At 72.4% G+C, this 23,686-nt stretch carries 19 protein-coding genes and 1 pseudogene; 9 read left to right on the top strand and 11 right to left on the bottom strand.

The window, feature by feature from the left end:
* Nucleotides 1–3: 3 nt before the first annotated feature.
* Together nrfD and ACFYZJ_RS06570 are read right to left on the bottom strand one after the other, a co-directional pair.
* Complete coding sequence (gene nrfD, locus ACFYZJ_RS06575; protein WP_388563550.1) at nt 4–1,023, bottom strand: NrfD/PsrC family molybdoenzyme membrane anchor subunit; 1,020 nt, start codon at nt 1,021–1,023, stop codon at nt 4–6.
* On the bottom strand, nt 1,020–2,066 hold the full coding sequence (locus ACFYZJ_RS06570) for a 4Fe-4S dicluster domain-containing protein (RefSeq protein WP_388563548.1): 1,047 nt from the start codon (nt 2,064–2,066) through the stop codon (nt 1,020–1,022). The genes nrfD and ACFYZJ_RS06570 overlap by 4 nt, the downstream gene beginning before the upstream one ends.
* A gap of 196 nt (nt 2,067–2,262) precedes the next feature.
* Here ACFYZJ_RS06570 and ACFYZJ_RS06565 point away from each other — a divergent pair, with 196 nt between their 5' ends.
* Complete coding sequence (locus ACFYZJ_RS06565; RefSeq protein ID WP_388563546.1) at nt 2,263–2,766, top strand: MarR family winged helix-turn-helix transcriptional regulator; 504 nt, start codon at nt 2,263–2,265, stop codon at nt 2,764–2,766.
* Between the two features lie 41 nt (nt 2,767–2,807).
* Here the strand turns inward: ACFYZJ_RS06565 and ACFYZJ_RS06560 are convergent, their stop codons facing one another.
* The 3 genes and pseudogenes from ACFYZJ_RS06560 to ACFYZJ_RS06550 all read right to left on the bottom strand — a co-directional run.
* On the bottom strand, nt 2,808–3,548 hold the full coding sequence (locus ACFYZJ_RS06560; protein ID WP_388563544.1) for a DUF4142 domain-containing protein: 741 nt from the start codon (nt 3,546–3,548) through the stop codon (nt 2,808–2,810).
* Nucleotides 3,549–3,701: 153 nt separating this feature from the next.
* Nucleotides 3,702–4,073, bottom strand: coding sequence for a hypothetical protein (locus ACFYZJ_RS06555; protein ID WP_388563542.1), 372 nt, complete (start codon nt 4,071–4,073; stop codon nt 3,702–3,704).
* Nucleotides 4,070–4,924, bottom strand: a pseudogene (locus ACFYZJ_RS06550) (cbb3-type cytochrome c oxidase subunit I); the annotation flags it as partial. The gene ACFYZJ_RS06555 and the pseudogene ACFYZJ_RS06550, both read right to left, overlap by 4 nt.
* A gap of 131 nt (nt 4,925–5,055) precedes the next feature.
* Between ACFYZJ_RS06550 and ACFYZJ_RS06545 the strand changes: the two are divergent.
* Nucleotides 5,056–6,069 (top strand): YihY/virulence factor BrkB family protein, encoded by a 1,014-nt coding sequence (locus ACFYZJ_RS06545; RefSeq protein WP_388564516.1) that lies wholly within the window; start codon nt 5,056–5,058, stop codon nt 6,067–6,069.
* Between the two features lie 75 nt (nt 6,070–6,144).
* Here ACFYZJ_RS06545 and ACFYZJ_RS06540 read toward each other — a convergent pair whose 3' ends face one another.
* Nucleotides 6,145–6,588, bottom strand: coding sequence for an SPW repeat protein (locus ACFYZJ_RS06540; protein ID WP_388564513.1), 444 nt, complete (start codon nt 6,586–6,588; stop codon nt 6,145–6,147).
* Between the two features lie 208 nt (nt 6,589–6,796).
* On the opposite strand from ACFYZJ_RS06540, the gene ACFYZJ_RS06535 reads away from it, so the two are divergent.
* From ACFYZJ_RS06535 to ACFYZJ_RS06525, 3 genes are read left to right on the top strand one after another with little or no spacing between them, the layout of a single operon-like run.
* Nucleotides 6,797–8,602, top strand: coding sequence for a thiamine pyrophosphate-requiring protein (locus ACFYZJ_RS06535; RefSeq protein ID WP_388563541.1), 1,806 nt, complete (start codon nt 6,797–6,799; stop codon nt 8,600–8,602).
* Entirely contained in the window at nt 8,592–9,755 is a 1,164-nt protein-coding gene (locus ACFYZJ_RS06530) for an enolase C-terminal domain-like protein (RefSeq protein WP_388563539.1), read from the top strand. Before ACFYZJ_RS06535 ends, ACFYZJ_RS06530 begins: the two co-directional genes overlap by 11 nt.
* Before the next feature lie 30 nt (nt 9,756–9,785).
* A complete protein-coding gene (locus ACFYZJ_RS06525; protein WP_388563537.1) occupies nt 9,786–10,211 on the top strand; it encodes an FAD-binding oxidoreductase in 426 nt (141 codons plus the stop codon).
* Nucleotides 10,212–10,238: 27 nt separating this feature from the next.
* On the opposite strand, the gene ACFYZJ_RS06520 is transcribed toward ACFYZJ_RS06525, so the two are convergent.
* Together ACFYZJ_RS06520 and ACFYZJ_RS06515 are read right to left on the bottom strand one after the other, a co-directional pair.
* Nucleotides 10,239–11,048: a ribonuclease BN gene (locus ACFYZJ_RS06520; RefSeq protein WP_388563536.1), complete on the bottom strand. Its 810-nt coding sequence runs from the start codon at nt 11,046–11,048 to the stop codon at nt 10,239–10,241.
* A gap of 78 nt (nt 11,049–11,126) precedes the next feature.
* A complete protein-coding gene (locus ACFYZJ_RS06515) occupies nt 11,127–11,354 on the bottom strand; it encodes a hypothetical protein (protein ID WP_388563534.1) in 228 nt (75 codons plus the stop codon).
* A gap of 855 nt (nt 11,355–12,209) precedes the next feature.
* Here ACFYZJ_RS06515 and ACFYZJ_RS06510 point away from each other — a divergent pair.
* Nucleotides 12,210–16,820 (top strand): HAD-IC family P-type ATPase, encoded by a 4,611-nt coding sequence (locus tag ACFYZJ_RS06510; protein WP_388563532.1) that lies wholly within the window; start codon nt 12,210–12,212, stop codon nt 16,818–16,820.
* A 30-nt stretch (nt 16,821–16,850) separates the two neighbouring features.
* Here the strand turns inward: ACFYZJ_RS06510 and rox are convergent, their stop codons facing one another.
* Both rox and ACFYZJ_RS06500 read right to left on the bottom strand, forming a co-directional pair.
* Nucleotides 16,851–18,278: a rifampin monooxygenase gene (gene rox, locus ACFYZJ_RS06505; protein ID WP_388563530.1), complete on the bottom strand. Its 1,428-nt coding sequence runs from the start codon at nt 18,276–18,278 to the stop codon at nt 16,851–16,853.
* A gap of 248 nt (nt 18,279–18,526) precedes the next feature.
* A complete protein-coding gene (locus tag ACFYZJ_RS06500; RefSeq protein WP_388563528.1) occupies nt 18,527–18,667 on the bottom strand; it encodes a hypothetical protein in 141 nt (46 codons plus the stop codon).
* A 145-nt stretch (nt 18,668–18,812) separates the two neighbouring features.
* Here ACFYZJ_RS06500 and ACFYZJ_RS06495 point away from each other — a divergent pair, with 145 nt between their 5' ends.
* The 3 genes from ACFYZJ_RS06495 to ACFYZJ_RS06485 all read left to right on the top strand — a co-directional run bounded on the left by ACFYZJ_RS06495 (nt 18,813) and on the right by ACFYZJ_RS06485 (nt 21,511).
* Entirely contained in the window at nt 18,813–19,223 is a 411-nt protein-coding gene (locus ACFYZJ_RS06495; RefSeq protein WP_388563526.1) for a hypothetical protein, read from the top strand.
* A 194-nt stretch (nt 19,224–19,417) separates the two neighbouring features.
* A complete protein-coding gene (locus tag ACFYZJ_RS06490) occupies nt 19,418–20,569 on the top strand; it encodes a glutathione-independent formaldehyde dehydrogenase (protein WP_388563524.1) in 1,152 nt (383 codons plus the stop codon).
* Nucleotides 20,570–20,632: 63 nt separating this feature from the next.
* Nucleotides 20,633–21,511: a universal stress protein gene (locus tag ACFYZJ_RS06485; protein WP_388563522.1), complete on the top strand. Its 879-nt coding sequence runs from the start codon at nt 20,633–20,635 to the stop codon at nt 21,509–21,511.
* 4 nt (nt 21,512–21,515) lie between these two features.
* Here the strand turns inward: ACFYZJ_RS06485 and ftsH are convergent, their stop codons facing one another.
* On the bottom strand, nt 21,516–23,621 hold the full coding sequence (ftsH, locus tag ACFYZJ_RS06480; RefSeq protein WP_388563520.1) for an ATP-dependent zinc metalloprotease FtsH: 2,106 nt from the start codon (nt 23,619–23,621) through the stop codon (nt 21,516–21,518).
* Nucleotides 23,622–23,686: the final 65 nt, after the last annotated feature.

Genomic DNA, 23,686 nt, shown 5'->3' with positions numbered 1-23,686 from the left:
CCGTCAGCGACCGCGTGCGTCCAGCCGCTCCCGCTGCGGTACGACCGTGTACTTGGGGTCCTCCGCGGACGCCACCCCGGCGTGGAACACGGCGAACCGCAGGGCCGCCGATCCGGCCAGCAGGGTCGCGCCGGCCGTCGCCGGCAGACGGCGGCCCGGTCGCCGTCCCGAGAGGGCCGCGAGGGCGGCACCGCCCGCCGTGAGCGCCTCCGCACAGCGCAGCAGCGCACGCGGCCTGCCCTGCTCGTACGGCTCCGCCGTCAGGCGCATGCGCCGCTTCATCAGCCGGAAGGCGCCCAGCTCCAGGGCGGCACCGAGCACCGCCATACGGCGCGCGGGCCCCGCCTGCGCCGCCGGGGCGCCCACCAGGCCCAGTCCGGCCGCCGCGCTCGCGGCGGACCCCGCGAACACGAACGGCATCTCGCGGTAGCCCTCGTGCCAGGAGGGCACCGCCGTGTCGGAGATCAGGACGGCGGTGTAGGTGGCGACCGCCGGGCCCAGGACGGCCGCACCCGCCGTGGCGGCGGCCCCGGCCGTGCGGCAGCGGCCCGTGACGTCGGCGGTCGCGGCGGCCACCGTCAGCGGCGCGTAGCCGGCGAGCAGCCAGGACCCCAGGTTCATCGGGGAGGTCGGCTTGAAGACGCGGAGCATGTTGATGAAACGGGCCGGGCGCCCCAGGTCGTGCACGAGAGCGACCAGCGACAGGGAGATCGCGCCCGCTGCGCCCAGCTTGCCGGTACGGGCCAGTACCGGCCGCCCGGTGGCGTGGCCCCCGGCGGCGATCAGCGACGAGGCGCCCGCGAGGCCGCCGAGGTACAGGTAGCCCGCGATGTCGAGGGGTTTCCAGACCGGCTTGTTCAGGATCGGTTTGCCGTAGTACGACGAGAACCGCGCCTCGGGCACCATGGACCGCTCGCCGCGCCCGCGCCGTCGCCGACGGCGTCCGGGGCGCGCGCCGGTGACCGCCTCGCGGCCGGGGCGGGCCCCTTCGACGCCTTCGCGGGTGACGTCCGATCCGGTCATCGCGGCCTCCTGGCGAAGCTGACGGCGGCCAGCGCCGCGAGCGCCCCGGCGGCCGCCGCCGCGTGCCGCCACATCGAGGGCAGGTCCCGGGTGGTGACGACCGGGTCGGGCGGCAGACCGTAGACCTCCGGCTCGTCCAGCAGCAGGAAGAACGCGCCGTCGCCGCCCACACCGTCCTGCGGGCTCTCGCCGTACAGGCGGGCATCGGTGACGCCTGCGGCGTGGAGCTGGGCGACCCGGGCGGCGGCGCGTTCGCGCAGCTCGTCGAGCGGGCCGAACTGGATGGAGTCGGTGGGGCAGGACTTGGCGCACGCCGGTTCCATCCCGACGCCGAGCCGGTCGTAGCACAGGGTGCACTTCCACACCCGCCCGTCCCGGGGACGCTGGTCGATGACGCCGTACGGGCAGGCGGGCACGCAGTACCCGCAGCCGTTGCAGACGTCCTCCTGGACCACCACCGTGCCGAACTCCGTCCGGAACAGCGACCCGGTCGGGCACACGTCGAGACAGCCCGCGTGGGTGCAGTGCTTGCAGACGTCCGAGGCCATCAGCCACCGCAGTTCGGTGCGCCCGTCCGGGGACACGGGCGAGATCTCCCCGGCCGGTGCGCCGGCGGGTGCCGAGCCGGGTGCGGGAGCCGTGGCCCCAGGGCCCGGGGAGGAGGCGGAGGTGCCGAGGCTCCGGGCGGCGTCGAAGACGTCCACGTCCTGGTGACCGACACCGGGTTCCTGACCGCCCAGCGGTTTGCGCTGCTCGATGAACGCCACGTGCCGCCAGGTGTCCGCGCCCAGCCCCTGGGTGTTGTCGTAGGACATGCCGGTCAGTTCCAGGCCGTCCTCCGGTACGGAGTTCCACTCCTTGCACGCCACCTCGCACGCCTTGCAGCCGATGCACACGGAGGTGTCCGTGAAGAAACCCATGCGCGGTGGGGTGTCGGTGTACCCGGCCGCCGTCGCGACATCGGGTTGCGGACCGAAGAGCAGGTTGCCGCGTACGGCTTCCTCGCCTGACCCGCCGGCCTCCGCGGCGCTGCCACGCGTCATGCCCAACCTCCTCGCCCAGGCGTCATCGGCGCCCGTCGCGCTCGGCGCGCACTCGCCTTTCGAGCCTGGCACGAGTCCCCCGGTCACGCTCGCCGGAAACGCCCGCGGGGGATTCGGCGGCGGGGACGGCGAGTTGAGCGGGGATCCGGTCCCGTCGGGTGGGTGAGCGGCGCCTTGCGCGCGGTAGAAAGGACGTGTGCCGGAGCGTGAGAGCCCCGCGCGGGGCGTGGACGACGTCGATGCGGTGACCCGAGCCGTCATGACCGCGTCCCGGCTGCTGATGGGAATCGCCGCCCGTTCCCTCGCCCAGGTCGAGGAGCCGGTGACCCTGCCGCAGTTCCGGATGCTGGTCGTGCTGTCCACCCGGGGAGCCACCAAGCTGGTCACCCTGGCCGACCTGCTGCGGGTGGCCCCCTCCACCGCCATGCGCATGGTCGACCGGCTCATCGCGGCCGGCCTCGTCGACCGGCAGACCAACCCCGACGACCGCCGCGAGACCCTGCTGCGGCTCACCGGGGAAGGCCGGCGGACCGTCGAGGAGGTCACCGCGCGGCGCCGTGCCGAGATCGCCGCGATCGTCGAACGGCTCGCGCCGGAGCGGCGGGCGGCGCTCATCGAGGCCCTCGCCGCCTTCAACGAGGCCGGCGGAGAGCCCCCGGTACCCGCGGAAGGTGATACGGAGCCGCACCCGCTCGCCTGACGGTCCGGATCGCCCCCGCCGCCGACTCGCTCGGACGGACGTCAGTTGGCCGAGGGACTGGGCGTGGGGGCGGCCGTGTTGATGTTCAGGTCCGGGCGCGGGGTGAGGACGACCATCGGCTCTCCGGGCTGGGGCGCCGGCGGGGTGAGCTGGTCCTTGGGGAGCTTGGGCGGGGTGGTCTGCTGGAAGTTGGCCTGGTCGAAATTGACCGTGCCCGTCTTCTCCATCATGGTGAGGTGATCGAGGACGGTGTCGTTGGCCAGGTCGGCGAGCTGACGCACCAGGGTGTTCTTGGTGGTGGCGCGGATCTTGGCGATCACCGGGAAGATCTGGCCGTGGGTCACACGCATGATGTTGGCGGCGGTGGAGTCGAACTCCTTGCCGTTGGCCGCCTCCGCGGTCGCCACGAACTGCTGCTGTTGCGGTGTCGCCCGGTTGGGCAGGGTGATGCCCAGCTCGGGCGCGATCTTGCGGCACATCTCGTCGAGTCCGGCGTGCCCGACGATCAGGTGCTTGCCGGCTTCCCGCATCTCCGGCGACGATCCCTTCTTCAGCGAGATCTCGCCCAGGGGGTACTCCCACAGCCCCGCGGAACGCACCTTGACGACGAAGTCACGGTCGGCCTCGGTCAGCGGTCCGTACCGGGTGTTGGCGATGACACGGTCCGGAGAGCCGGCCGTGGTCCGGACGCCGAGCATGGCGGGGTAGGCGAGGGCGGTGAGGGTCAGGCCCAGCGCCCCGGCCACGACGAGGGTTCCTGCGATGTTGCGGGATATGGGCATGCTGCCTCCATGCACGAGCGGCTTTTACAGCAGGAAGTACGTAGGCACCAGCCGCATCGATCATTGCTTTGGGAAAAACTTGTCCATCGTCCTGTGTCGTGCGCCACGGAAGGGCAGATGGGCAGGAGGGCGGGGGCAGCGGGGGAGACAGGCTCAGCGCGTCAGGAAGCACCAGGCCGTGACCAGGCCTGTGATGCCGAGGAGCGCGCAGGCGCACGCGGCATGGCCCCTGAGCAGGGCGCGCCGCAGCGCGGCGTACCGGGCCTCGTACTCGTCGCGCAGCTGCCCGGCGCGCCGGGCGATGGTGGCCAGTGTCCGGCGGGTGATGTCCAGTCGCCGGCTGACGTAGTGGCGCACCAGGTCCTCGGCCTGAGCGGTGGTCAGCCAGGGGAGCCGGGCGCACAGCGCCTCCGCTTCGCGGTGCGCCCTGTCGTACTCGGCGTGGGCGAGCAGGCACCCCTCGACCTCGGCGGCGAGCGTGCGGCCCTCGGTGTGCGGTGCGCTGTCGTCCGGTGCGGCGCTCACCGAGGGGGTCCCTGGTGTCCTGGTGCCTCGATGACGTCGCGCCTGCCGGTGTAGGTCACGTAGTCGTCCTCGGCCAGGTCGGGGTGGTGCAGGTCGAAGGCGGGCGACTCGGAGCGGATCCGGGGCAGGGTGGTGAAGTTGTGGCGCGGCGGCGGGCAGGAGGTCGCCCACTCCAGCGAGCGGCCGTATCCCCAGGGGTCGTCGACCTGGACGCGTTCGCCGTACTGCGCGGTCTTCCACACGTTGTACAGGAACGGCAGGGTGGACAGGCCGAGCAGGAAGGCGCCGATGCTGGAGACGGTGTTCAGCCAGGTGAAGCCGTCGGCGGCCAGATAGTCGGCGTAGCGGCGCGGCATGCCCTCGGCGCCGAGCCAGTGCTGGACGAGGAACGTCATATGGAAACCGACGAACAGCGTCCAGAAGTGGATCTTGCCGAGGCGTTCGTCGAGCAGCGTGCCCGTCATCTTCGGCCACCAGGAGCTGAAACCACCGAACATCGCGAACACGATGGTGCCGAACAGCACGTAGTGGAAGTGCGCCACCACGAAGTAGGAGTCGGTGACGTGCCAGTCCAGCGGCGGTGAGCCGAGGATGACACCGGTCAGTCCGCCGAAGAGGAAGGTGACGAGGAAGCCGGCCGCCCACAGCATCGGCGTCTCGAAGGACAGCGAGCCCTTCCACATGGTGCCGATCCAGTTGAAGAACTTCACCCCTGTCGGCACCGCGATGAGATAGGTCAGGAAGGAGAAGAACGGCAGCAGCACGGCCTGGGTGGCGAACATGTGGTGCGCCCACACCGTGACCGAGAGGCCGGCGATGGCGATCGTGGCACCCACCAGCCCCAGGTAGCCGACGTTCGCCGGTCAGGACGCGGCCGGTGGTTCCGACGCGCGGTGGCGGGTGCATGCCACCCGGCATATCCTCACGACCAGGAAGCCGTGAAGTGCCGGCAGGTGCCCGGCGGGAGCGCACGAGGCAGACCATGGGAGTCGTGGCCCGCGTGGACGCGTACCAGCGGCGCCATCGCTGGGCGGGGCTGCCCCTCGCCGTGCTCTACAAGTTCTACGACGACCAGGCGACCTATCTCGCCGCGGTCCTCACCTACTACGCGTTCCTGTCGCTGTTCCCGCTGCTGCTGATCCTCGTCTCCATCCTCGGCACCCTGCTCAGCGGCGATCCCGAGCTGCGGCAACGCGTGCTGAACTCCGCGCTCCACGAGTTCCCCGTCATCGGCGACCAGCTCGGCGAGAACATCCACTCCTTCCACGGCAGCGGCGTCGCCCTCGCGGTGGGCGTGGTGGGCAGCCTCTACGGCGCCCTGGGCGTGGCCCAGGCGGCACAGCACGCGCTGAACAAGATCTGGGCCGTGCCACGGCACGCCCGTCCCGATCCGTTCCGGTCCAGGCTCAGGGGCCTGCTGTTCCTGTCGATCCTCGCGCTCGGGCTGTTCCTGACCACGGGGCTGTCCGCGGCGGAGTCGCGGGCGAGTGTGTTCGGAGCCCGGCTGGAGACCGGCGTCAGGGTCGCCGCCGCGGTCCTGGCCATCCTCCTCAACGCGGCCCTGCTGCTGCTCATCTACCGGACGCTGATCCGGCGCCGGCTGCCGCTGCGCCGTCTGTTCGGTGCCGTCCTCGGCGGCGCCTTCGCCTGGCAGCTGCTGCAGTGGGGCGGCTCGTACTACGTCAGTCATGTGCTGCGCGGCGCCACGGCCACCTACGGCCTGTTCGGCATCGTCCTCGGGCTGCTGGCCTGGCTGTACCTCGGCGCGCTGATCTTCCTCATGACGGCGGAGGTCAGCGTGGTCCGGATCATGCGACTGTGGCCGCGCAGCCTGCTGACCCCGTTCACCGACCGGGTGCGGCTCACTCCGGCCGACCGCCGGGCCTATCAGTCCTACGCGGCCACCGAGGCCTTCAAGGGCTTCGAGAAGATCAGGGTCCGCTTCGGTCCACCACCGAACCCGCCCTCCGACGACCCTCCGGAGGAAGCCGACTGACCCGTGGGTGGCGGCCACGAAGGGCGGCGTGTCGTACCCGCGACACGACACGCCGCGATGGGCACCCCGCTTGTCTCAGCGGGGGATGCGGCGTCGGGTGACACCGACGGTCAGGCCCATGGCGGCCAGCCCCAGGGCTGCCGTCACCGCGCCGATCCAACAGTTGTTCCAGACGATGCCGGCCCGCGCGCCGTGCGTGGCGGTGACCACCCAGGGCGAGATGACGAGCCACAGGCCGAGCGGGGCGACCACCCAGGCCGGACGGAGCATCCGTTCCGGAGCCAGGGCCGAGCAGAACCCGATGAGGGCGACGGCGAGGCCGACGATCAGGTTGTTGACGGCGATGAACGGGGCACCGGAGAAGTGCACGACCCAGGGCGAGATCGCCGCGTAGAGACCCGCCGGCAGGACGAGTCCGCCGAGGACGACGGCCGACCCGCTGGACGCTGTGCGTTCCAGTCGCTCCCGCATCTCCGCGAGGTCGGGATGCGTGGTCATGCCGGTGGTGTGCCGGGCCATTGCTGTCGCCTCCTCCAGCAGGGGAGTTCCAGTTCTTTGCCTCATGCAATAGTTTACTCCGTTTAGGTGATGTGACCAGATTGTGTGGGTGATCCTCAGGGAGGCGCCACGCCTACGACGTGAGGGTGGCCGTGCCGCTCCCGCTGTTTAGGGGTGGCCCGGCAGGGTCACTCATCGTGGCGGCAAGGTGCGCGGCGAGGGAGCAGAGATGACGTTGGTGGCTGATTTCGTGTTGCAGCGGCTGCGTGAATGGGGTGTCGGGCGGGTCTACGGCTATCCGGGTGACGGGATCAACGGACTGCTCGGCGCCTTCGACCGGGCCAAGGGCAGCCCGGAGTTCATCCAGGTCAGGCACGAGGAGATGGCCGCCTTCATGGCGTGCGCCCACGCCAAGTTCACCGGCGAGGTCGGCTGCTGCACGGCCACCTCCGGCCCCGGCGCGGTGCACCTGCTCAACGGGCTGTACGACGCCAAGCTGGACCACCAGCCGGTGGTCGCGGTGGTGGGCCAGCAGAAGCGGCTCTGTCTGGGCTCGCACTACCAGCAGGAGATTGCCCTCGAGCAACTGTTCGCGGACGTCTCCGAGTACTGCCAGATGGTCGTGGAGCCGGCGCAGGCGCGGCACGTCATCGACCGGGCGTTCAAGACCGCGCTGACCACCCGAGGCGTGGCCACGATCATCATTCCCGAGGACGTGCAGGAGGCGGATGCCCAGCCCTCGCCGCCCAAGACGCACGGCGCCGTCTTCTCCAGCGTGGGCTGGAGCCGCCCCCGGGTGCTGCCCGACGAGGGGGAGCTGCGCAAGGCGGCCGACGTGCTGAACTCCGGCAGCAAGGTCGCCATGATCATCGGCCAGGGTGCGGCCCACGCCGAGAGCGAGGTCGTCGAAACGGCCGAACTGCTGGGCGCCGGGGTCGCCAAGGCGCTGCTCGGCCGCGAGGTGCTGCCGGACGACCTGCCCTTCGTCACCGGCCCCATCGGCCTGCTCGGCAGCAAGGCCAGCGACAACATGATCCAGCGCTGCGACACCCTGCTGATGGTCGGCACCAGCTTCCCGTACGCCGAATGGCTGCCCGACGAGGGCCAGGCCCGCGGCGTCGAGATCGACATCGACGGGCGGATGATTGGCATCCGCTACCCGATGGAGGCCCATCTCGTCGGGGATTCCAAGGAGACGCTCAAGGCCCTCCTGCCGCTGCTCAGGCGCAAGCAGGACCGCAGCTGGCGGCAGCAGATCGAGAAGGACGTCGTCGAGTGGAACGCGGTCTGCGAGAAGTGGTCCGACCAGCACTTCGGCGGCAAGATCAACCCCCAGGCCGTCGCGGCCGAGCTGTCGCCCCGGCTGCCGGACAACTGCATCCTGACCGCCGACTCGGGGTCGGGGACGAACTGGTGGGCGCGCCATCTGAAACTGCGCAAGGGTATGCAGGCCTCCCTGTCGGGCACGCTGGCCACGATGGGGCCGGGGACGCCGTACGCGATCGCCGCGCGGTTCGCCTATCCGGACCGGCCGGTGATCGCGTTCGTCGGCGACGGCGCGTTCCAGATGAACGGCATGAACGAGATGATCACCATCAAGCGGTACCTGGACCGGCTGTCCGGACCCGCGCCGTTCGTCTTCTGCGTGTTCAACAACCAGGACCTCAACCAGGTCACCTGGGAACAGCGGGCCATGGCCGGGGACCCCAAGTTCCCGGGCTCGCAGTACATCCCGGACGTCCCGTACGCGAAGTACGCCGAACTCCTCGGCCTGAAGGGCGTCTACTGCGACAAGCCGAAGAAGGTCGGTGCCGCCTGGGACGAGGCGCTCGCCAGTGACCGGCCGGTGGTGCTGGAGTTCAAGGTGGACCAGGAGATCGCACCGATCCCGCCGCACATCATGACCGAGCAGGGGAAGAAGGCCGCCAAGGCCGCCGTGCGGGACCCGGAGAGGGTGGGCATCGCCACCAAGGGCGTACGCCAGAAGCTCGTCGAGTACGCCGAGCGCCTCCCCGGACGCCACCATGGGGAGTGACACCGGGACCCCCGGGCCCGCCGGCCCGGCACCGGGCGAGTGCCGCATCGACGCGGTCGACGTGCACGCCTTCGAGGTGCCCACCGACGGCCCGGACGGCAAGGAGCAGGACGGAACGCTGGACTGGGAGTCCACCACGGTCGTCCTGGTCCGGGTCCACGCCGGCGGGAGGACCGGGATCGGATACACCTACGGGGACGTGTCGGCCGCCTCGTTCGTCGAGTCCAAGCTGGCGCCGGTGGTCAAGGGGCAGGACGCGTCCTCGCCGCCGGCCCTCTGGCAGCGCATGGGCGTGCGGATCCGCAACGCCGGGCGTCCGGGCGTCGGAGCCATGGCGGTGTCCGCGGTCGACGTGGCGCTGTGGGACCTCAAGGCGAGGCTGCTGGGACTCCCACTGGTCCGGCTGCTCCCCGCCTACCACGACCGTGTGCCCGTCTACGGCAGCGGCGGCTTCACCAACTACTCCCTGGACCGCCTCACCGACCAGCTCACCGGATGGGTGGACCAGGGCATCCCCCGCGTCAAGCTGAAGACCTCGCGGGACCCCGAGCGCGACCCGCTACGGCTGACCGCGGTGCGCAAGGCGGTCGGCGACGAGCCGGAGCTGTTCACCGACGCCAACGGGGCGCTCGGCCGCAAGGAGGCGCTCCACTGGGCGCGCCGCTTCCACGACGAGTGGGACGTGCGCTGGTTCGAGGAGCCCGTCAGCTCCGCCGACCTGGAAGGACTGCGCCTGCTGCGCGAGCGCGGCCCGGAACGACTGGAGATCGCCGCGGGCGAGTACGCCTACACGATGCGGGACTTCGTCAACCTCGTGGAGCGTCCCGCCGTGGACTGCCTCCAGGCCGACGTCACCCGCTGCGGCGGCATCACCGGCGTCCTGGAGGTGGCCGGCCTCTCCGCGGCCCGTGACCTCGACCTGTCGGCGCACTGCGCTCCGGCGGTGTCCGCGCACGCCTTCTGCGCCGTACGACGCCTGCGGCACCTGGAGTACTTCCACGACCACGTACGCGTCGAGGACCTGCTGTTCGACGGCACCCTGTCGCCCGCGGACGGCGCCCTACGACCGGACACCGGCCGTCCCGGGCTCGGCCTGGACGTCAAGTGGGCCGACGCCGAGCCGTACCGCGTGTACGGGGCGCGGCCGGCCTGACCAGACCCGCTGAGGGAAGGTGAGGACCCGATGGCGAAGGCAGCACGCCGGGCGACGCGCGAGGTGCCGACCAGGACCCACCCGGAGATCGCGGGCCCGCCGCGGGCCCGGATGACCCTGGACGTGGGCAGGCTGGAGAGCGCCCTGCGCAAGGCGGTCGAGGGCGAGGTCCGCTTCGACACCGCCTCCCAGGGCCTGTACGCGCAGGACGCGTCGAACTTCCGCCAGGTCCCCATCGGCGTCGTCATCCCGCGAACGCTGGACGACGTCGTCGCCGTGCACAAGATCTGTCACCGGTTCGGTGCGCCCATCCTCAACCGCGGCGGCGGCACCAGCCTGTCCGGCGAGACGGTCAACGAAGCCGTCGTGATCGACCACTCCAAGTACCTCACCGCCATCGGGGAGCTGGACCACGACCGCCGTCTGGTCACCTGCGAGCGGGCGGCGCGCCGTTGAGCCGGGCCGCGTACGCCGGCGGGTCGATCAGTGACTGATGTGCGGCCGCCAGTGGTGTGCGCAGAACCAGCGGCCGAACAGCGCACCGCCGAAGACCACGAAACCCACCCCGGTCAGCCACGACTCCAGAACGAGGACGACCCCGAGCGGTCCGTAACTGACCGCGTTGCTCACGATCAGTGGCGTGAAGACGAGATAGGAGAAGACCCGCAGGCCGATCAGCCCCACCATGGTGGCGATCGCACCCGGCAGCAGATCACGCCAGCGGACCTGACCGCCCAGGAGGAAGCGCTGACCCCACCAGAAGAACAGCACGCCGGTCGCCAGTGACACCACGACCCGCAGCCATCCGTGCAGGGCGAGACGTGTCTGCACCTCTTGGTAGAGGTAGGCGGTGAGCACGATCAGCCAGCTGGCCTGGCGCCAGATGCGGTGCCAGGGCCCGGGAGGCAGGTTCCAGATCCGCTCGTAGCCGTTCTGCACGCTCCCGCCGAAGGACACCCCGAACACGGCGAGCAGAATGCCGCCCCACACGCTGGTCGCGCTGATCACCTTGCGCGGCGCGGTGGTGATGTCGGTGACCACGTGCGCGGACCGGCCGGACAGCCCCATGCCGTCGACCAGCCACGTCGTGAAGCCCCCGTGCGCCAGGGGATCGGCGGCCGCCACCACGATGAGCAGGGGCGCCAGTGTCACCAGGGCCAGCGTGGCGAACCCGAGGGCACGGTGCATCAGCTCCAGTTCACGGCCGCGCCGGACCAGGTCGTACGTCTTCAGCCGGTCCCACACGTGGTGCACGGCCTGCCGGATCAGTTTCACGGACTGCTCCGCGATCATCCTCCCGCTCCTTGGGTGCCCCGCCGATGCATGACGGGTGATCGGGGGGCGGGGGGACAAACGTGCGACGGCGCGAGGCTAGGCGGTGAACCGGGCGAACGGGCCCTTGCGCCGGAGTACGGCATAGCCGATGCCGAGCCCCAGGGCCGTCGGCGCCTCGAGGGCACCCGCGAGGGCCAGCGCGCCGAGGCCCACGTACAGGGGCAGGCCGTGCGCGGCGGGCAGGACGCGGCGGACGGAGGCCAGGGGGGCCGCGACGGCGTCGACCGCCCAGGCGGCGGCCCCGCCGAGCGTGGGGACCGTCACCGTGATCGTGCGCCCACCGGAGGTGACGGACGGTTTCCGCGCCGGCCGCCTCGCGGCCGACTGCCGCGTGACCGGGCGCGTCGCGACGGACTGTCTCCTGATCACCTGTGTCGCTGCCGCCCGTCTCGGGGTCGCCTGTCCGGTGGTCGGCCTTTTCCCCGGCCGACTGCCGTGTGACCGGGCGCGTCGCGACGGACTGTCTCCTGATCACCTGTGTCGCTGCCGCCTGTCTCGGGGTCGCCTGTCCGGTGGTCGGCCTTTTCCCGGCCGACTGCCGTGTGACCGGGCGCGTCACGGCCGACTGCCGGGCATCGGCCGTCCGCCTCGCGGCCGGCTGCCTCGTCGTCGCCTGTCTTCTCGCCGGCGATGTCGTGGTTGCCTGTCTTCTGGTCGCTGATGTCGTGGTCGCCTGTGCTGCCGTCGGCTGGGTCGCGGCGGGCTGTCCGGCGGCCGGCCGTCGCCCCGCCGACGGGGCGTCGGGGCGCTGCCCCGGGCCTGCCGTGGCGGCGGGCGGCGACGCCTTCATGCTGCTCGGCACCGTGCGTTTCCGATCGGTCCTCACCGGGAGCTTCTGCGCGGTCGTTCGCGCGGTCGTTCGCGCGGTCGTTCGCGCGGTCGTTCGCGCGGTCGTTCGCGCAGTCGTTCGCGCGGTCTTTCGCGTGGTCTTCGGCGTGGTCACGGTTCACATCCGTTCGTGGGGTCCGGGACATCGCCCCCCGCCGAGGCAGACGGTACCGGCGGGGACAGGGGCCTGCGAGCGGGGAAACCGTTCGGATCAGTCCGTCGGGCGGGCCGATCGCTTGCAGGCGATGATCGAACCCGTATGGGGATTGGCCCGTTCGGGAGGTGGCACGGATGTCGCTGCTGTCAGGGACGCGCCTGCCACTGCCGGGCCCGCTGGCCTACGGCCTGGCCGCCGGTGCCCGGGGCGCCGGGGAGGCGGCCGCCGCGCTGCTCGGCCTCGACCGGCGGGATGTGTGGTCCCGCCCGGGCCGCTGCCACATCCAGGTCCGCGGCGTGCACGGTCCCCACGGCACCCGGGTGGGCAGGATCGTCGAGCGCGCCCTGGAGGAGCATCCCGGGGTGCTGTGGGCGCGCGTGAACGCACCGGCGGAACGGGTTGTCGTGGAACTGGCCTCGCCGTCACCGCCGCGGCAGGAGTTGATCCGGATCGTCGCCCACGCCGAGGCCCACGGGGCCGCCGCCACCGCGGAGCCCGGCGAGTACGACGCATGGTGCCCGGAACCGCACCACCCGTGCGAGGCGCCGCGCAGCCGGACCACACTCCCGGTCCTCGCCGCGGACATCGCGGGCCTGCTCCTCACGGTCGCCACCCGCCTGTCGCCGTGGACGCCGCTGCCGGCGGAGGTGGGGGCGCTGGCCACCGCCGTCCAGTGCCACCCCTGGCTGCGCAGGCTGGTCACGTCGGGCCTCACGGAGCTGGAACGCCCCGAATCGGTGGTTCCGATGCTCAACGCGCTCGTCCAGGGCCTGGCCACCCGCGGCGGGGGTCTGATGCTGGACGCCGCGCAGCGCATCGCGCAGTGGCGGGAGGCGAACGCGACCCTTGAGGCGTGGGCGGCCGCGGAGCCGCTGCTGGTGCGGGGGCCGGAGCACGCACAGGCCGAGCCGGTGGTCGTGGAACGGCCGCGAGCCCACCAGGACGTGACGGCACGTTACGCCGAACGGGCCATGGGGGCGGGCGCCGCCGTGGGGGCCCTGACCGCGCCGTACGCGGGACCGCGGCGCGCGCTCGCGGTGGCGCTGGCCGGAATGCCGAAGGCTCCCGAGGCCGGCCGGGAGGGCTTCGCCACCAGCCTCGGCCGGTTCCTCGCGCTGCGCGGCGTCGTGGCGATGGACCGCAGTGCGCTGCGCCGCCTCGGCCAGGTGGACACCGTGGTGCTGGACGTGGACGTGCTGCGCAGCGGGCGGTACGAGCTCACCGACCTGGTGCCGCTCGACGGCGCCGACGCCGAACAGTGCTCCGACCGGCTGTTCGCCCTGTTCGACCCGGCCGCGCCGGCCCGGGTCCGGCGCGACGGCGCAGGCTGGGTGCTCGGCCCGCTTCAGGACCTGGAGCCGACCGGCCGCACCGGGCGCCGCGCCGCCGAGCGGCTGCGGACCCGGGGCAGCGAACGGGTCCTGGGACTGGCCCTCCGGGGCCGCCTGAAGGCCGTCGCCGGCGTGGCGACACAGACCCTGCCGGGAGCGCAGGCCCTGACCGCGGCCGCCCGGCGTTCTCAGATCCGGGTGGTCCTCGCCGGCGACCACCCGGACCCGCAGCTCGGCTTCGTCGACGCGACGGTGCCCTCCGGGCGGCGCCTGGTGGCATCGGTACGTGCCCTGCAGGCGGACGGCGCTGTGGTGCTGCTGGTCTCGGGCAACCGGCGTGCGCTCGCGGCGTCGGACTGCGGCATCGGCGTCCACGGGGACGGGGAGCCGCCGGCCTGGGGCGCCGATCTGCTGGTCGGCACCGATCTGGAGTCGGTCGCGCTGATCCTGTCCGGCGTCGGCGTGGCCCGCCGGGTCGACCGGGACAGCGCCGTGCTGTCCGCAGGCGGCAGCGGCATCGGCGCGGTGGCGGCGATGCGGGCACCGGCCGCCGAGGCGTGCTCGCGCGGGCAGGCGGCGTGCAACACGGCCGGGGCGATCGCCTTCTGCCTGGGCGTCTGGCGCGCCCGGCAACTCTGCTGCCGCCCGGTCACCCCGTCCGTGGCGACCGTGCCCTGGCACCTGATGCCGCCCGCGCGGGTCCTGCAGAGGTTGCGGACGACCGCCGACGGGCTGTCCCCGGAGGAGGCCGCCGCGCGGGCCAAGAGCCCCTCGGGGACGGGCACCGCACCGCGCACCACCCTGCTGTCCGCGTTCGTCGAGGAGCTGGCCAACCCACTGACACCGGTGCTCGCCGGCGGGGCCGCCCTGGCCGCCGCCGTCGGGTCCCGGGCGGACGCCGCGCTGGTCGCCGCGGTCACCGCCACCTCGGCGCTGGTCGGTGGTGTGCAGCGGGTCCGCACCGAGCGCGCCCTCGCCGAGCTCACCGCCCGCTCCGCGGTCGAGGCACGGGTGCGGCGCGGGGGCGTGGAGCAACTGGTCGCCGCGGAGGAGCTGGTGCCGGGGGACGTCGTCCTGCTGCGGCCCGAGGACGTGGTGCCCGCCGACTGCCGGCTGCTGCACGCCGAGGGTCTGGAGGTCGACGAGTCGTCGCTGACCGGCGAGTCCCTGCCCGTCGCCAAGACGCCGGCCTCCGTGGTCGCCTCGCACCTCGCCGAGCGCTCCTCGATGCTCTACGAGGGCAGCACCGTCTCGGCCGGCGAGGCGGTCGCCGTGGTGGTGGCCACCGGCGCGGCCACCGAGGTCGGGCGCACCATGGCCGCCGCGCGGGAGGCCGCACCGGTCACCGGCGTCGAGGCGCGGCTGTCGTCGCTCACCAGGGCCAGCCTGCCCGTGGCGACGGCCTCCGCGGTGGCGGTGGCGGGAGCCGGGCTGCTGCACGGGCGCCCGCTCGCCCAGAGCCTCGCCTCCGCGGTGAACCTGGCCGTCGCCTCGGTCCCCGAAGGGCTGCCGTTCCTCGTCAACGCGGCCCAACTGGCCTCCGCGCGCCGCCTGGCCGAGCACGGCGCCCTCGTCCGCAACCCGCGCACCATCGAGGCTCTCGGCCGGGCCGATGTGCTCTGCTTCGACAAGACCGGCACCCTCACCGAGGGCGACCTCCAGCTCGTCGCGGTCAGCGACGGGGAGCGGAACGTGTCCGTCGACCGGCTCGGCCCCCGGCACAAGGCGGTCCTGTCCGCGGCGCTCAGGGCCACCCCCGCCGCCCGGCAGGCCGAACCGATGGCCCACCGGACCGACCGGGCGGTGGACGCCGGGGCCCGTAGGGCGCGGGTGTCGGTCGGCCGCGGCGCGCCCGGCTGGCGGCGCACCGGCACCCTGCCCTTCGACCCCTCACGGGCCTACCACGCCACGGTGGGCCGCACCACCGGCTCCACCCTGCTGAGCGTCAAGGGCGCCCCGGAGACCGTGCTGGCCCGCTGCCGGCGCAGACGCGGGAACGGGGCGGACAGCGTCCTCGACGACTCCGGGCGCAGGGCGCTCGCCCGGGCCACGGAGGAGCTCGCCGGCGCCGGCCGCCGCGTCCTCGCCGTGGCCGAACGCACCCTGGGGCAGGGCGAGGAGCTGGCCGACGACGCGGTGCGGGACCTGGTCTTCGTCGGCTTCGTGGTCCTCGCCGACCCGGTGCGCCCTTCAGCCGCACCGGCCACCGCCCGGCTGCGCGCGGCGGGCGTGCAGACCGTCCTGCTCACCGGGGACCACGCCGCCACCGCCGAGGCCATCGCGGCCTCCGTCACCGGGGAGCCGCAGCAGAAGGTCTGCACCGGGCCGGAGCTGGACGCCCTCGACGACGACGAACTCGACGCGCTGCTGCCGACGGTGGACGTCATCGCCAGGTGCACCCCGCACCACAAGGTCCGTGTCGTCGAGGCGTTCCAGCGGATCGGCCGGGTCGTGGCGATGACCGGCGACGGCGCCAACGACGCCCCGGCCATCCGGCTCGCCGACGTCGGCATCGCCCTGGGGCGGCGCGGCACCCCCGCGGCGACGGCCGCCGCCGATCTCGTCATCGGTGACGACCGTCTGGAGACGATCGTCACCGCGCTCACCGAGGGCCGGGCGATGTGGACCTCGGTCAGGACCGCGCTGGCCATCCTGATCGGCGGCAACCTCGGCGAGGTCACCTTCAGCGTGCTCGCCTCGGCCGCCGGGGGCAGTTCACCGCTCAGTGCCCGTCAGATCATGCTCGTGAACCTCCTCACCGACCTCGCCCCCGCGCTGTCCATCGCCGTCCGCACCCCGGCCGTGGGCACCGGGGAGCAGCTGCTCAGTGAAGGTCCGCACCAGTCGCTGGGCACCTCGCTCACCCAGGAGATGGTGCAGCGCGGGCTCACCACCGCTCTCGGCGCGGGACTGGCCTGGACGGCCGCCCGGTTCACCGGCACCCGCCGCCGCGCGGCCACGGTGGCGCTGGTCGCGGTGGTGGGCACTCAGCTCGCCCAGACCCTCACCAGCGGCGGCGCGGACTTCCAGGTGCTCGCGGCCACCCTCGGTTCGGCCGCCGTGCTCGTGGGGATCGTCCAGACCCCGGGCATCAGCCGGTTCTTCGGCTCCACCCCGCTCGGACCCGTGGGCTGGGGCACCACTGTGGCGGCCATCGCGACCGCCACGCTCCTCCACGGGACGCTCGAGCCGCTCTCGCGGCGCCTGGCCGGTACGGGATGGCTGCCCGCCGGGGCCGAGGACACCGGAGCCGAGGAGACCGGGGCTGAGGACGCCGGGACCCGGGCGGCCGGGACCGAGGACGCCGGGGAGGCCGCGCCCGTGCCGGTGGTCGCGGCCCTGACGGCCTGGCTGAGCGGTGCGCTCTCCCGCCTCGGCCTGTCGGTACCCGGGACGGGCGCCGCCGTCGCGTGAGCGCGCCAGGCGACCGTGCGGACCGTGCACTCAGCCGACAGCGGCGCCGAACCACTTGGGGAGCCGGCTGAGCAGATCCTGTTGGTCCTCCCCGACCCACGCCACGTGACCGTCGGGCCGCAGCAGCACCGCCGGCACGTCCAGTTCCTCGCTGACGTCGACGACGTGGTCGACCCGGTCCGCCCAGCCCGCCGGCGAGAGCCGGCCGGTCTGGTCGAGCAGCAGCCCGCGGCCGCCGTGCAGCAGCGCGTAGAGCCGACCCCGCTTCAGCTGCACGTCCCGCAACCGCCGGCCGACCAGTTCATGCCCGTCGCCGAAGTCGTAACGGACCGCGATCGCGGTGATCTTCTCGATCAGGTACCGGTTCACGTCCTCGAAGTCCATCAGTTCCGACAGCAGCCGGCGCACCGCCTGCGGGCCCGGTTCGGTGGACATCAGCTGCATCTGCGCGCGGGTGTTGTCCAGCACCTCGGCGGCCACCGGGTGCCGTTCGGTGTGGTAGGTGTCCAGCAGCCCTTCCGGTGCCCAGCCGTTCACCTCTGCGGCCAGTTTCCAGCCGAGGTTGAACGCGTCCTGGATGCCGAGGTTGAGGCCCTGCCCGCCGGTCGGCGGGTGGATGTGCGCCGCGTCGCCGGCCAGCAGCACCCGGCCGGCCCGGTAGCGCTCGGCCTGCCGGGTGGCGTCGCCGAAGCGGGACAGCCAGCGCGGCGAGTGCACGCCGAAGTCGGTGCCGGCGATCGCCCGCAGCTGTTGCTTGAACTCCTCGAAGGCCGGCGGGACCGTGCGGTCCTCGGCCACCCCCTCGGCGGGCACGACGACGCGGTACACCCCGTCCCCGAGGGGCACGGCGCCGAACCGCTTCTGGGTCTCGCGGACCTCGGCCACCACGGCGGTCAGCGTCTTTGGTGGCACGGCCACCTCCATCTCGCCCAGCAGCGTCTCGACCCTGCTGGGCTCACCGGGGAAGCCGACGCCGAGCAGCTTGCGCACCGTGCTGCGGCCGCCGTCGCAGCCGACGAGGTAGCGCGAGCGCAACCGCGTGCCGTCGGCCAGCTCGACGGTCACCCCGTGGTCGTCCTGGCCCAGCCCGACCAGTTCGCAGCCGCGGCGGATCTCGGCGCCCAACTCGGTGGCGTGCTCGGCCAGCAGGCGATCGGTGGTGGTCTGCGGGATGCCGAGGACGTACGAATGGGCGGTGTCCAGCCGGTCGGGCCACGACCTGCCCATACCGGCGAAGAAACCGCCGACCCGGTACTGCCGGCCGTGCTCGAGGAACCGCTCCAGCAGACCGCGCTGGTCCATCACCTCGATGCTGCGCACGTGCAGGCCGAGCGCACGGACCACCCTGGTGGGCTCCGCCTCCTTCTCCAGCACGAGCACGCGAACACCGTGCAGCCGCAACTCGCCGGCCAGCATCAAGCCGGTCGGTCCGCCGCCGGCGACGATCACGTCAATCATCGAACCCCCCTTGCCCCACGCCCGCCGCCCCCACAGGTCGATCAGAAGCAGGCGTACTCCGCGAATCCCTGGTTTCCCCAGGTTCTGGCCTCGGCCGGAGATTCTGCGGCACCACCCGGGCCTTGCCGCAAGGCCCCCCGTGCGCTATACGTTGAGAGTGGCAGGGAGTGGGCAACCTCCTTGCCTCGTTTTTTGTCGCCCGACACGGACGGCCGTGTGTTCCGGACTGTGTTCCGGACTCCGTCGGCTCACTCCTCGGGTGCGTCCTCGTCCACCCGGTACGTCCTGGTCCAGGTGGCGCCGCAGCGGCAGCGGGACGACTCGATCAGTTCCCCGTTCTCGCTCACACTCAGCCCCTGTCCGATGCGCACATGCACATGCTCACCCATGGCGTGTCTCCTCTCGCTCACGGAAGCCGACGGAAAAAGCCATTGAACGAGATGCCGCGGCAGGCGGTAAGAGCGGGTTCGCATGGTGAGACATTTCCCGAATGCTGATGCCTCCCGGACGTCAGAATGGAAGGGAGGAAGCGCCATGGCACGGATAATCGTCGACGGCGACGATCTCGTCGTACGCCTGAGGTGGTGGGAAAAGGCGGCCGCCCGCCACGGCGATGTACGGGTGCCGCTCGATGCGGTGCGCCGGGTGACCGTCGAACCCGACTGGTGGCGTGCCCTGCGGGGAGACGCCCGGCGGGGTCTGTGGATCCCCGGGACGCTGTGCGTCGGAACGCGGGGCCACCACGGCGGGCAGGACTTCGCGGTGGTGCGGCCCGGAGCGCCGGTCGTGTGCGTCGCCCTGCGGTCCGGCGTTCCCTTCGGTCTCCTCGCCGTCTCGGTGCCGGACGACGTCGACGCCACGGCGCGAGGACTGCGCCGTCTCGCGCCCAGGATCGACTCCTCCACTTGCGCGCGGGAGGCGATCCCCGTCCCTGGGGAAATCTGACGCCGCCACCCCGCGGCGGACCGGGCCGACGTGGGTTGCGGCCCCTGTCGTAGGGGCGTTTTCTGGAAGTGTCCGGCGGTGAAACGAGCGCGAACGGGGCCACGGCACAGCCCGAGGCCCTCGCCCGCGGTGCCTCCCCCGGTAGCGGCTCCGTCCCGCCGTCGTCAGCCGGCTTCGACGCGGAGGTGACGCAGGTGAAAGCCGTCGTCTACGAGAAGCCCTTCAGCGTGGCTGTGAGGGATGTCCAGGATCCCCGGATCGAGCACCCGAACGATGTGCTCGTACGGGTGACGTCGACCGCGATCTGCGGTTCCGACCTGCATATGTACGAGGGCCGCACGGCGGCCGAGTCGGGCATCGTCTTCGGGCACGAGAACCTCGGCATCGTCGAGGAGGTCGGCAGCGGGGTGACCTCCCTGTCCGAGGGCGACCGCGTCGTGATGCCCTTCAATGTCGCCTGCGGATTCTGCAAGAACTGCCTCGCGGGAAAGACCGGGTTCTGCCTCACGGTGAATCCCGGATTCGCCGGCGGTGCCTATGGATATGTGGCGATGGGCCCGTTCATCGGCGGACAGGCGGAGCGCCTACGGGTTCCGTACGCCGATTTCAACTGCCTGAAACTGCCACCCGGTGAGGAGTTCGAGACCGATTTCGTCCTGCTCGCCGACATCTTCCCGACCGGTTACCACGGATGTGAACTCGCCCAGGTGTCCCCGGGTGAGAGCGTGGCCGTATTCGGCGCCGGCCCGGTGGGTCTGATGGCCGCCTACTCCGCGTTGCTGCGCGGGGCGTCGAAGGTGTTCTCGGTCGACCGGGTGCCCGAGCGGCTCGCCAAGGCGGAGGAGATCGGGGCCATCCCCATCGACTTCACCAAGGGCGACCCGGCCGAGCAGATCAAGGAACAGACGAACGGAGAGGGCACCGACAAGGGCGTGGACGCCGTCGGCTACCAGGCCCAGGCGCACGACGCGAGCCACGAGGAACCCGCCATCGTCCTCAACGAGCTCGTGGAGACGGTACGGCCCACCGGCATGCTCGGGGTACCGGGCCTGTACGTGCCCTCCGACCCCGGCGGACCCGACGAGCACGCCAAGCGGGGCCAGTTGCTGGTCTCCATCGGCCGGATGTTCGAGAAGGGCCAGCAGATGGGCACCGGCCAGTGCAACGTCAAGCGGTACAACCGGCAGCTGCGCGATCTGATCATCGCCGGGCGGGCCAAGCCCAGCTTCGTGGTCTCCCACGAACTGCCGCTGGACCAGGCGCCGCAGGCCTACGAGAAGTTCGACAAGCGGATCGAGGGCTACACCAAGGTGGTCCTGCATCCCGGTCATGCCCTCGCGGCCTGATCGACCGGGTCCGGGCGCGTACGGGCGCCCGGACCCGTCAGCCCTTGGTCGCCGGAGATGACGATGGCCCGAGCGGAGGATCGCCGGCCGGTCGTGGTCGGTGTCGACGCCGACCCCGCCAAGCGGTGGGCGCTGGCCTGGGCCGCGGACGAGGCCGCCCTGCGCCGGGCGCCCCTGCGTCTGGTGCACGCCGAGACGCTGCCCACCGCGGGGATCAGGAGGTGGGAGCCACCGTCCTCCTGGGAGGCCTGCACCCAGGCGCTGCGTGAGGCGGGGGAACAGGTGCTCAAGGCAGCGGTGTCGTTCGTGGAGGCCCGGCAGCCGGGGGTCGAGGTGACCGGTCTGCTGGTCGAGGGCAACCCGGCGTGGGTCCTGCGGGAGCAGGGCCATGACGCGGCAGCCGTCGTCCTGGGGTCGTGGCATCTGAGCCGGGTCAGGGAGGTCTTCTCCGTCTCGGTGACCCTGAACGTCATGGCACACGCCCGCTGCCCGGTGGTCGTCGTACCCGAACCGCAGGCCACCGCACAGGACCCGTACCTCGTCGTCGGCGTGGACGGCAGCGCGCGTTCCGCCGCCGCCGTCGACGTCGCCCGCCAGGAGGCCGCACTGCGCGGGGCCGCAGTGCGCGCCCTGTACGTGTGGCAGCCGGGGCTGCTGGGGGTGCTCGACGAGCACGCGGCCCGGCAGGAATGCCGGCGGCTGCTCCATGAGACGGTGGCGGCCGGCCACGGCGCCGCGTACCCGGACGTGGAACTGCATCAGGAGCTCGTCGGCGGCCATCCTGTGAAGGTGCTGACCGAGGCCTCCGCCCACGCGCTCGGCCTGGTGGTGGGCACCCGCGGGCACGGCGGCTTCACCGGCATGCTGCTCGGCTCGGTGAGCCAGGGCGTGCTGCACCACGTCCGGTGCCCCGTCATCGCCGTGCCGCACCTGCACGCATGAGCCGCTAGGACCCTGTTTGGGTCGGGGCTCCGGTGCCGCTGCCCCGATCGTCCTGCCCCGGAACTGACCCTGGAACAGGAGCTTCCCCACCTTCCCGCGCAACGCGGACCGGAGGCGTCACCGCCCGCAGATCCTCGGCCGCTGGGTCCGGCCGGTTGCGGTCCGGCAGGTCACCGTCCGCCTCCTGCCGCTCCTGCCGTTCCTGACGCAGGACGTCCAGGACGGCGGAGCCGTCGATGGTCTCCCGAGTGACGAGCAGGTCGGCGAGCCGGTCCAGGGCCCGGCGGTGCTCCCGCAGCAGCCCCGTCGCCCGCTCCTCGGCCTCCCGCAGCAGACGTGCGGCCTCCTGGTCGATGATCCGCTGGGTCTGTTCCGAGTAGGGCTGCCGGATCGAGTCCTCCGCGGGCTCGCCCAGGTAGTGCGGGTTGGCGGAGGCGTAGCCGACCGGGCCGAGCGCCGGGGACAGACCGAAGTCCCGCACCATGCGCGTGGCGATCTGGGTGGCCCCGGCCAGGTCGTTCGCGGCGCCGCTGGAGCCGGCGCCGAAGACCACCAGCTCGGCCGCCCGGCCACCGAGGCGCACCGCGAGCAGATCCGTCAGATAGGCCTCGCTGTACAGATGGCGTTCGGCCTCGGGGAGTTGTTCGGTCACCCCGAGCGTCATACCCGACGGCAGGACGGTGACCTTGGCGACGGGGTCGGCGTGCTCGCACAGCGCGGCGACCAGGGCGTGCCCCGACTCGTGCACGGCGACCGAGTGGCGCTCCTCGGGCAGCAGGGCGTTGGAGGCCTCGCGACGGCCCAGCAGGACCCGGTCGCGGGCGGCGTCCAGATCGTGGGGCTCGATCAGCACGCGGTCGGCCCGTACGGCGTTGATGGCGGCCTCGTTGACCAGGTTCGCCAGGTCGGCGCCGGAGAAACCGGGGGTGGCGCGGGCGACGATGTCGAGGTCGACGTCGGGGGACAGGATCTTGCCCCGGGCGTGGACCCTGAGGATCGCGGCGCGCTCGGCCTGGTTGGGCAGGGGGACGGTGACCTGCCGGTCGAACCGGCCCGGCCGCAGCAGAGCGGGGTCCAGCGCCTCAGGCCGGTTGGTGGCCGCGACCACGACGATGCCGGTGGACTGGTCGAAGCCGTCCATCTCGGCCAGCAGCTGGTTGAGGGTCTGCTCGCGCTCGTCGTTGCCGCCGATGTGGCCACTGCCCGAGCGTCGCGCGCCCACGGCGTCCAGCTCGTCGATGAAGATGATCGACGGTGCGCGCTTGCGGGCCTCGTCGAACAGGTCCCGCACCCGGGAGGCGCCCACACCGACGAACATCTCCACGAACGCGGACCCGGTCACCGACAGGAACGGCACGTCGGCCTCACCGGCGACGGCACGCGCGAAGAGCGTCTTCCCGGTGCCGGGCGGCCCCACCATGATCACGCCGCGGGGTCCCTTGGCGCCGGCCGCCGCGTAGCGCATGGGGTTGCGCAGGAAGTCGACGACCTCGCTGATCTCCTGCTTGACCCCGTCGTATCCGGCCACGTCGTCGAACCGGGTGGTGGGCCGCTCCGCCTCGATGATCTTCGCCCGGGACCGGCCGATGGCGCTGAGCCCGCCGGTCACCGAGCGCGCGGCACGGCGCCCGAACCACCAGAAGACGCCGACCAGGAGCAGCAGCGGGAGGAAGGCGACGAGGAACGACAGGAAGGGGTTGCCGCCGCTCCTGCTCTGCGAGGCGGTGATCTGCACGTGCTTCGCCTGGAGCTGCTGCTGCAGCGACCCGGTCCCCAGGGCGGTGGGCAACTGGGTGGTGAACCTGGTGCCGTTCTTCAGACTGCCGCTGACCGCCCCCTTGTCGTTGATGTCGACCGTCTTGACCTGCCCGGCACCGACCTTGGTGGTGAAGTCGGTGTACGTCAGATGGGCCGGCGGGGCCCCCGACGGGGCGCGCACCAGCATGATGACCACCAGGAAGGCCACCCACAGCAGCGGAACGATCCACCACTGCCGGCCCCCCGGCGTGGGCCGCTGGTTCCCGGGCGGCCTCGGCGCGTCACGAGGCGGCCCGGACTTGGCCGGTGGTGTGAGATGCCGGTGCGGCATCCGCACTCGCGTGATCACCACCCACCGCCTCCTCCCACCTGAGCGATGTCACCCGGCGCCCGGCGGCGGGGCTTTCCCGGGTCACT

The organism is Streptomyces sp. NPDC001848 (genome assembly GCF_042891915.1).
In the GTDB taxonomy this organism is placed as follows: domain Bacteria; phylum Actinomycetota; class Actinomycetes; order Streptomycetales; family Streptomycetaceae; genus Streptomyces.
This window is presented reverse-complemented; position numbering and strand designations above follow the sequence as displayed.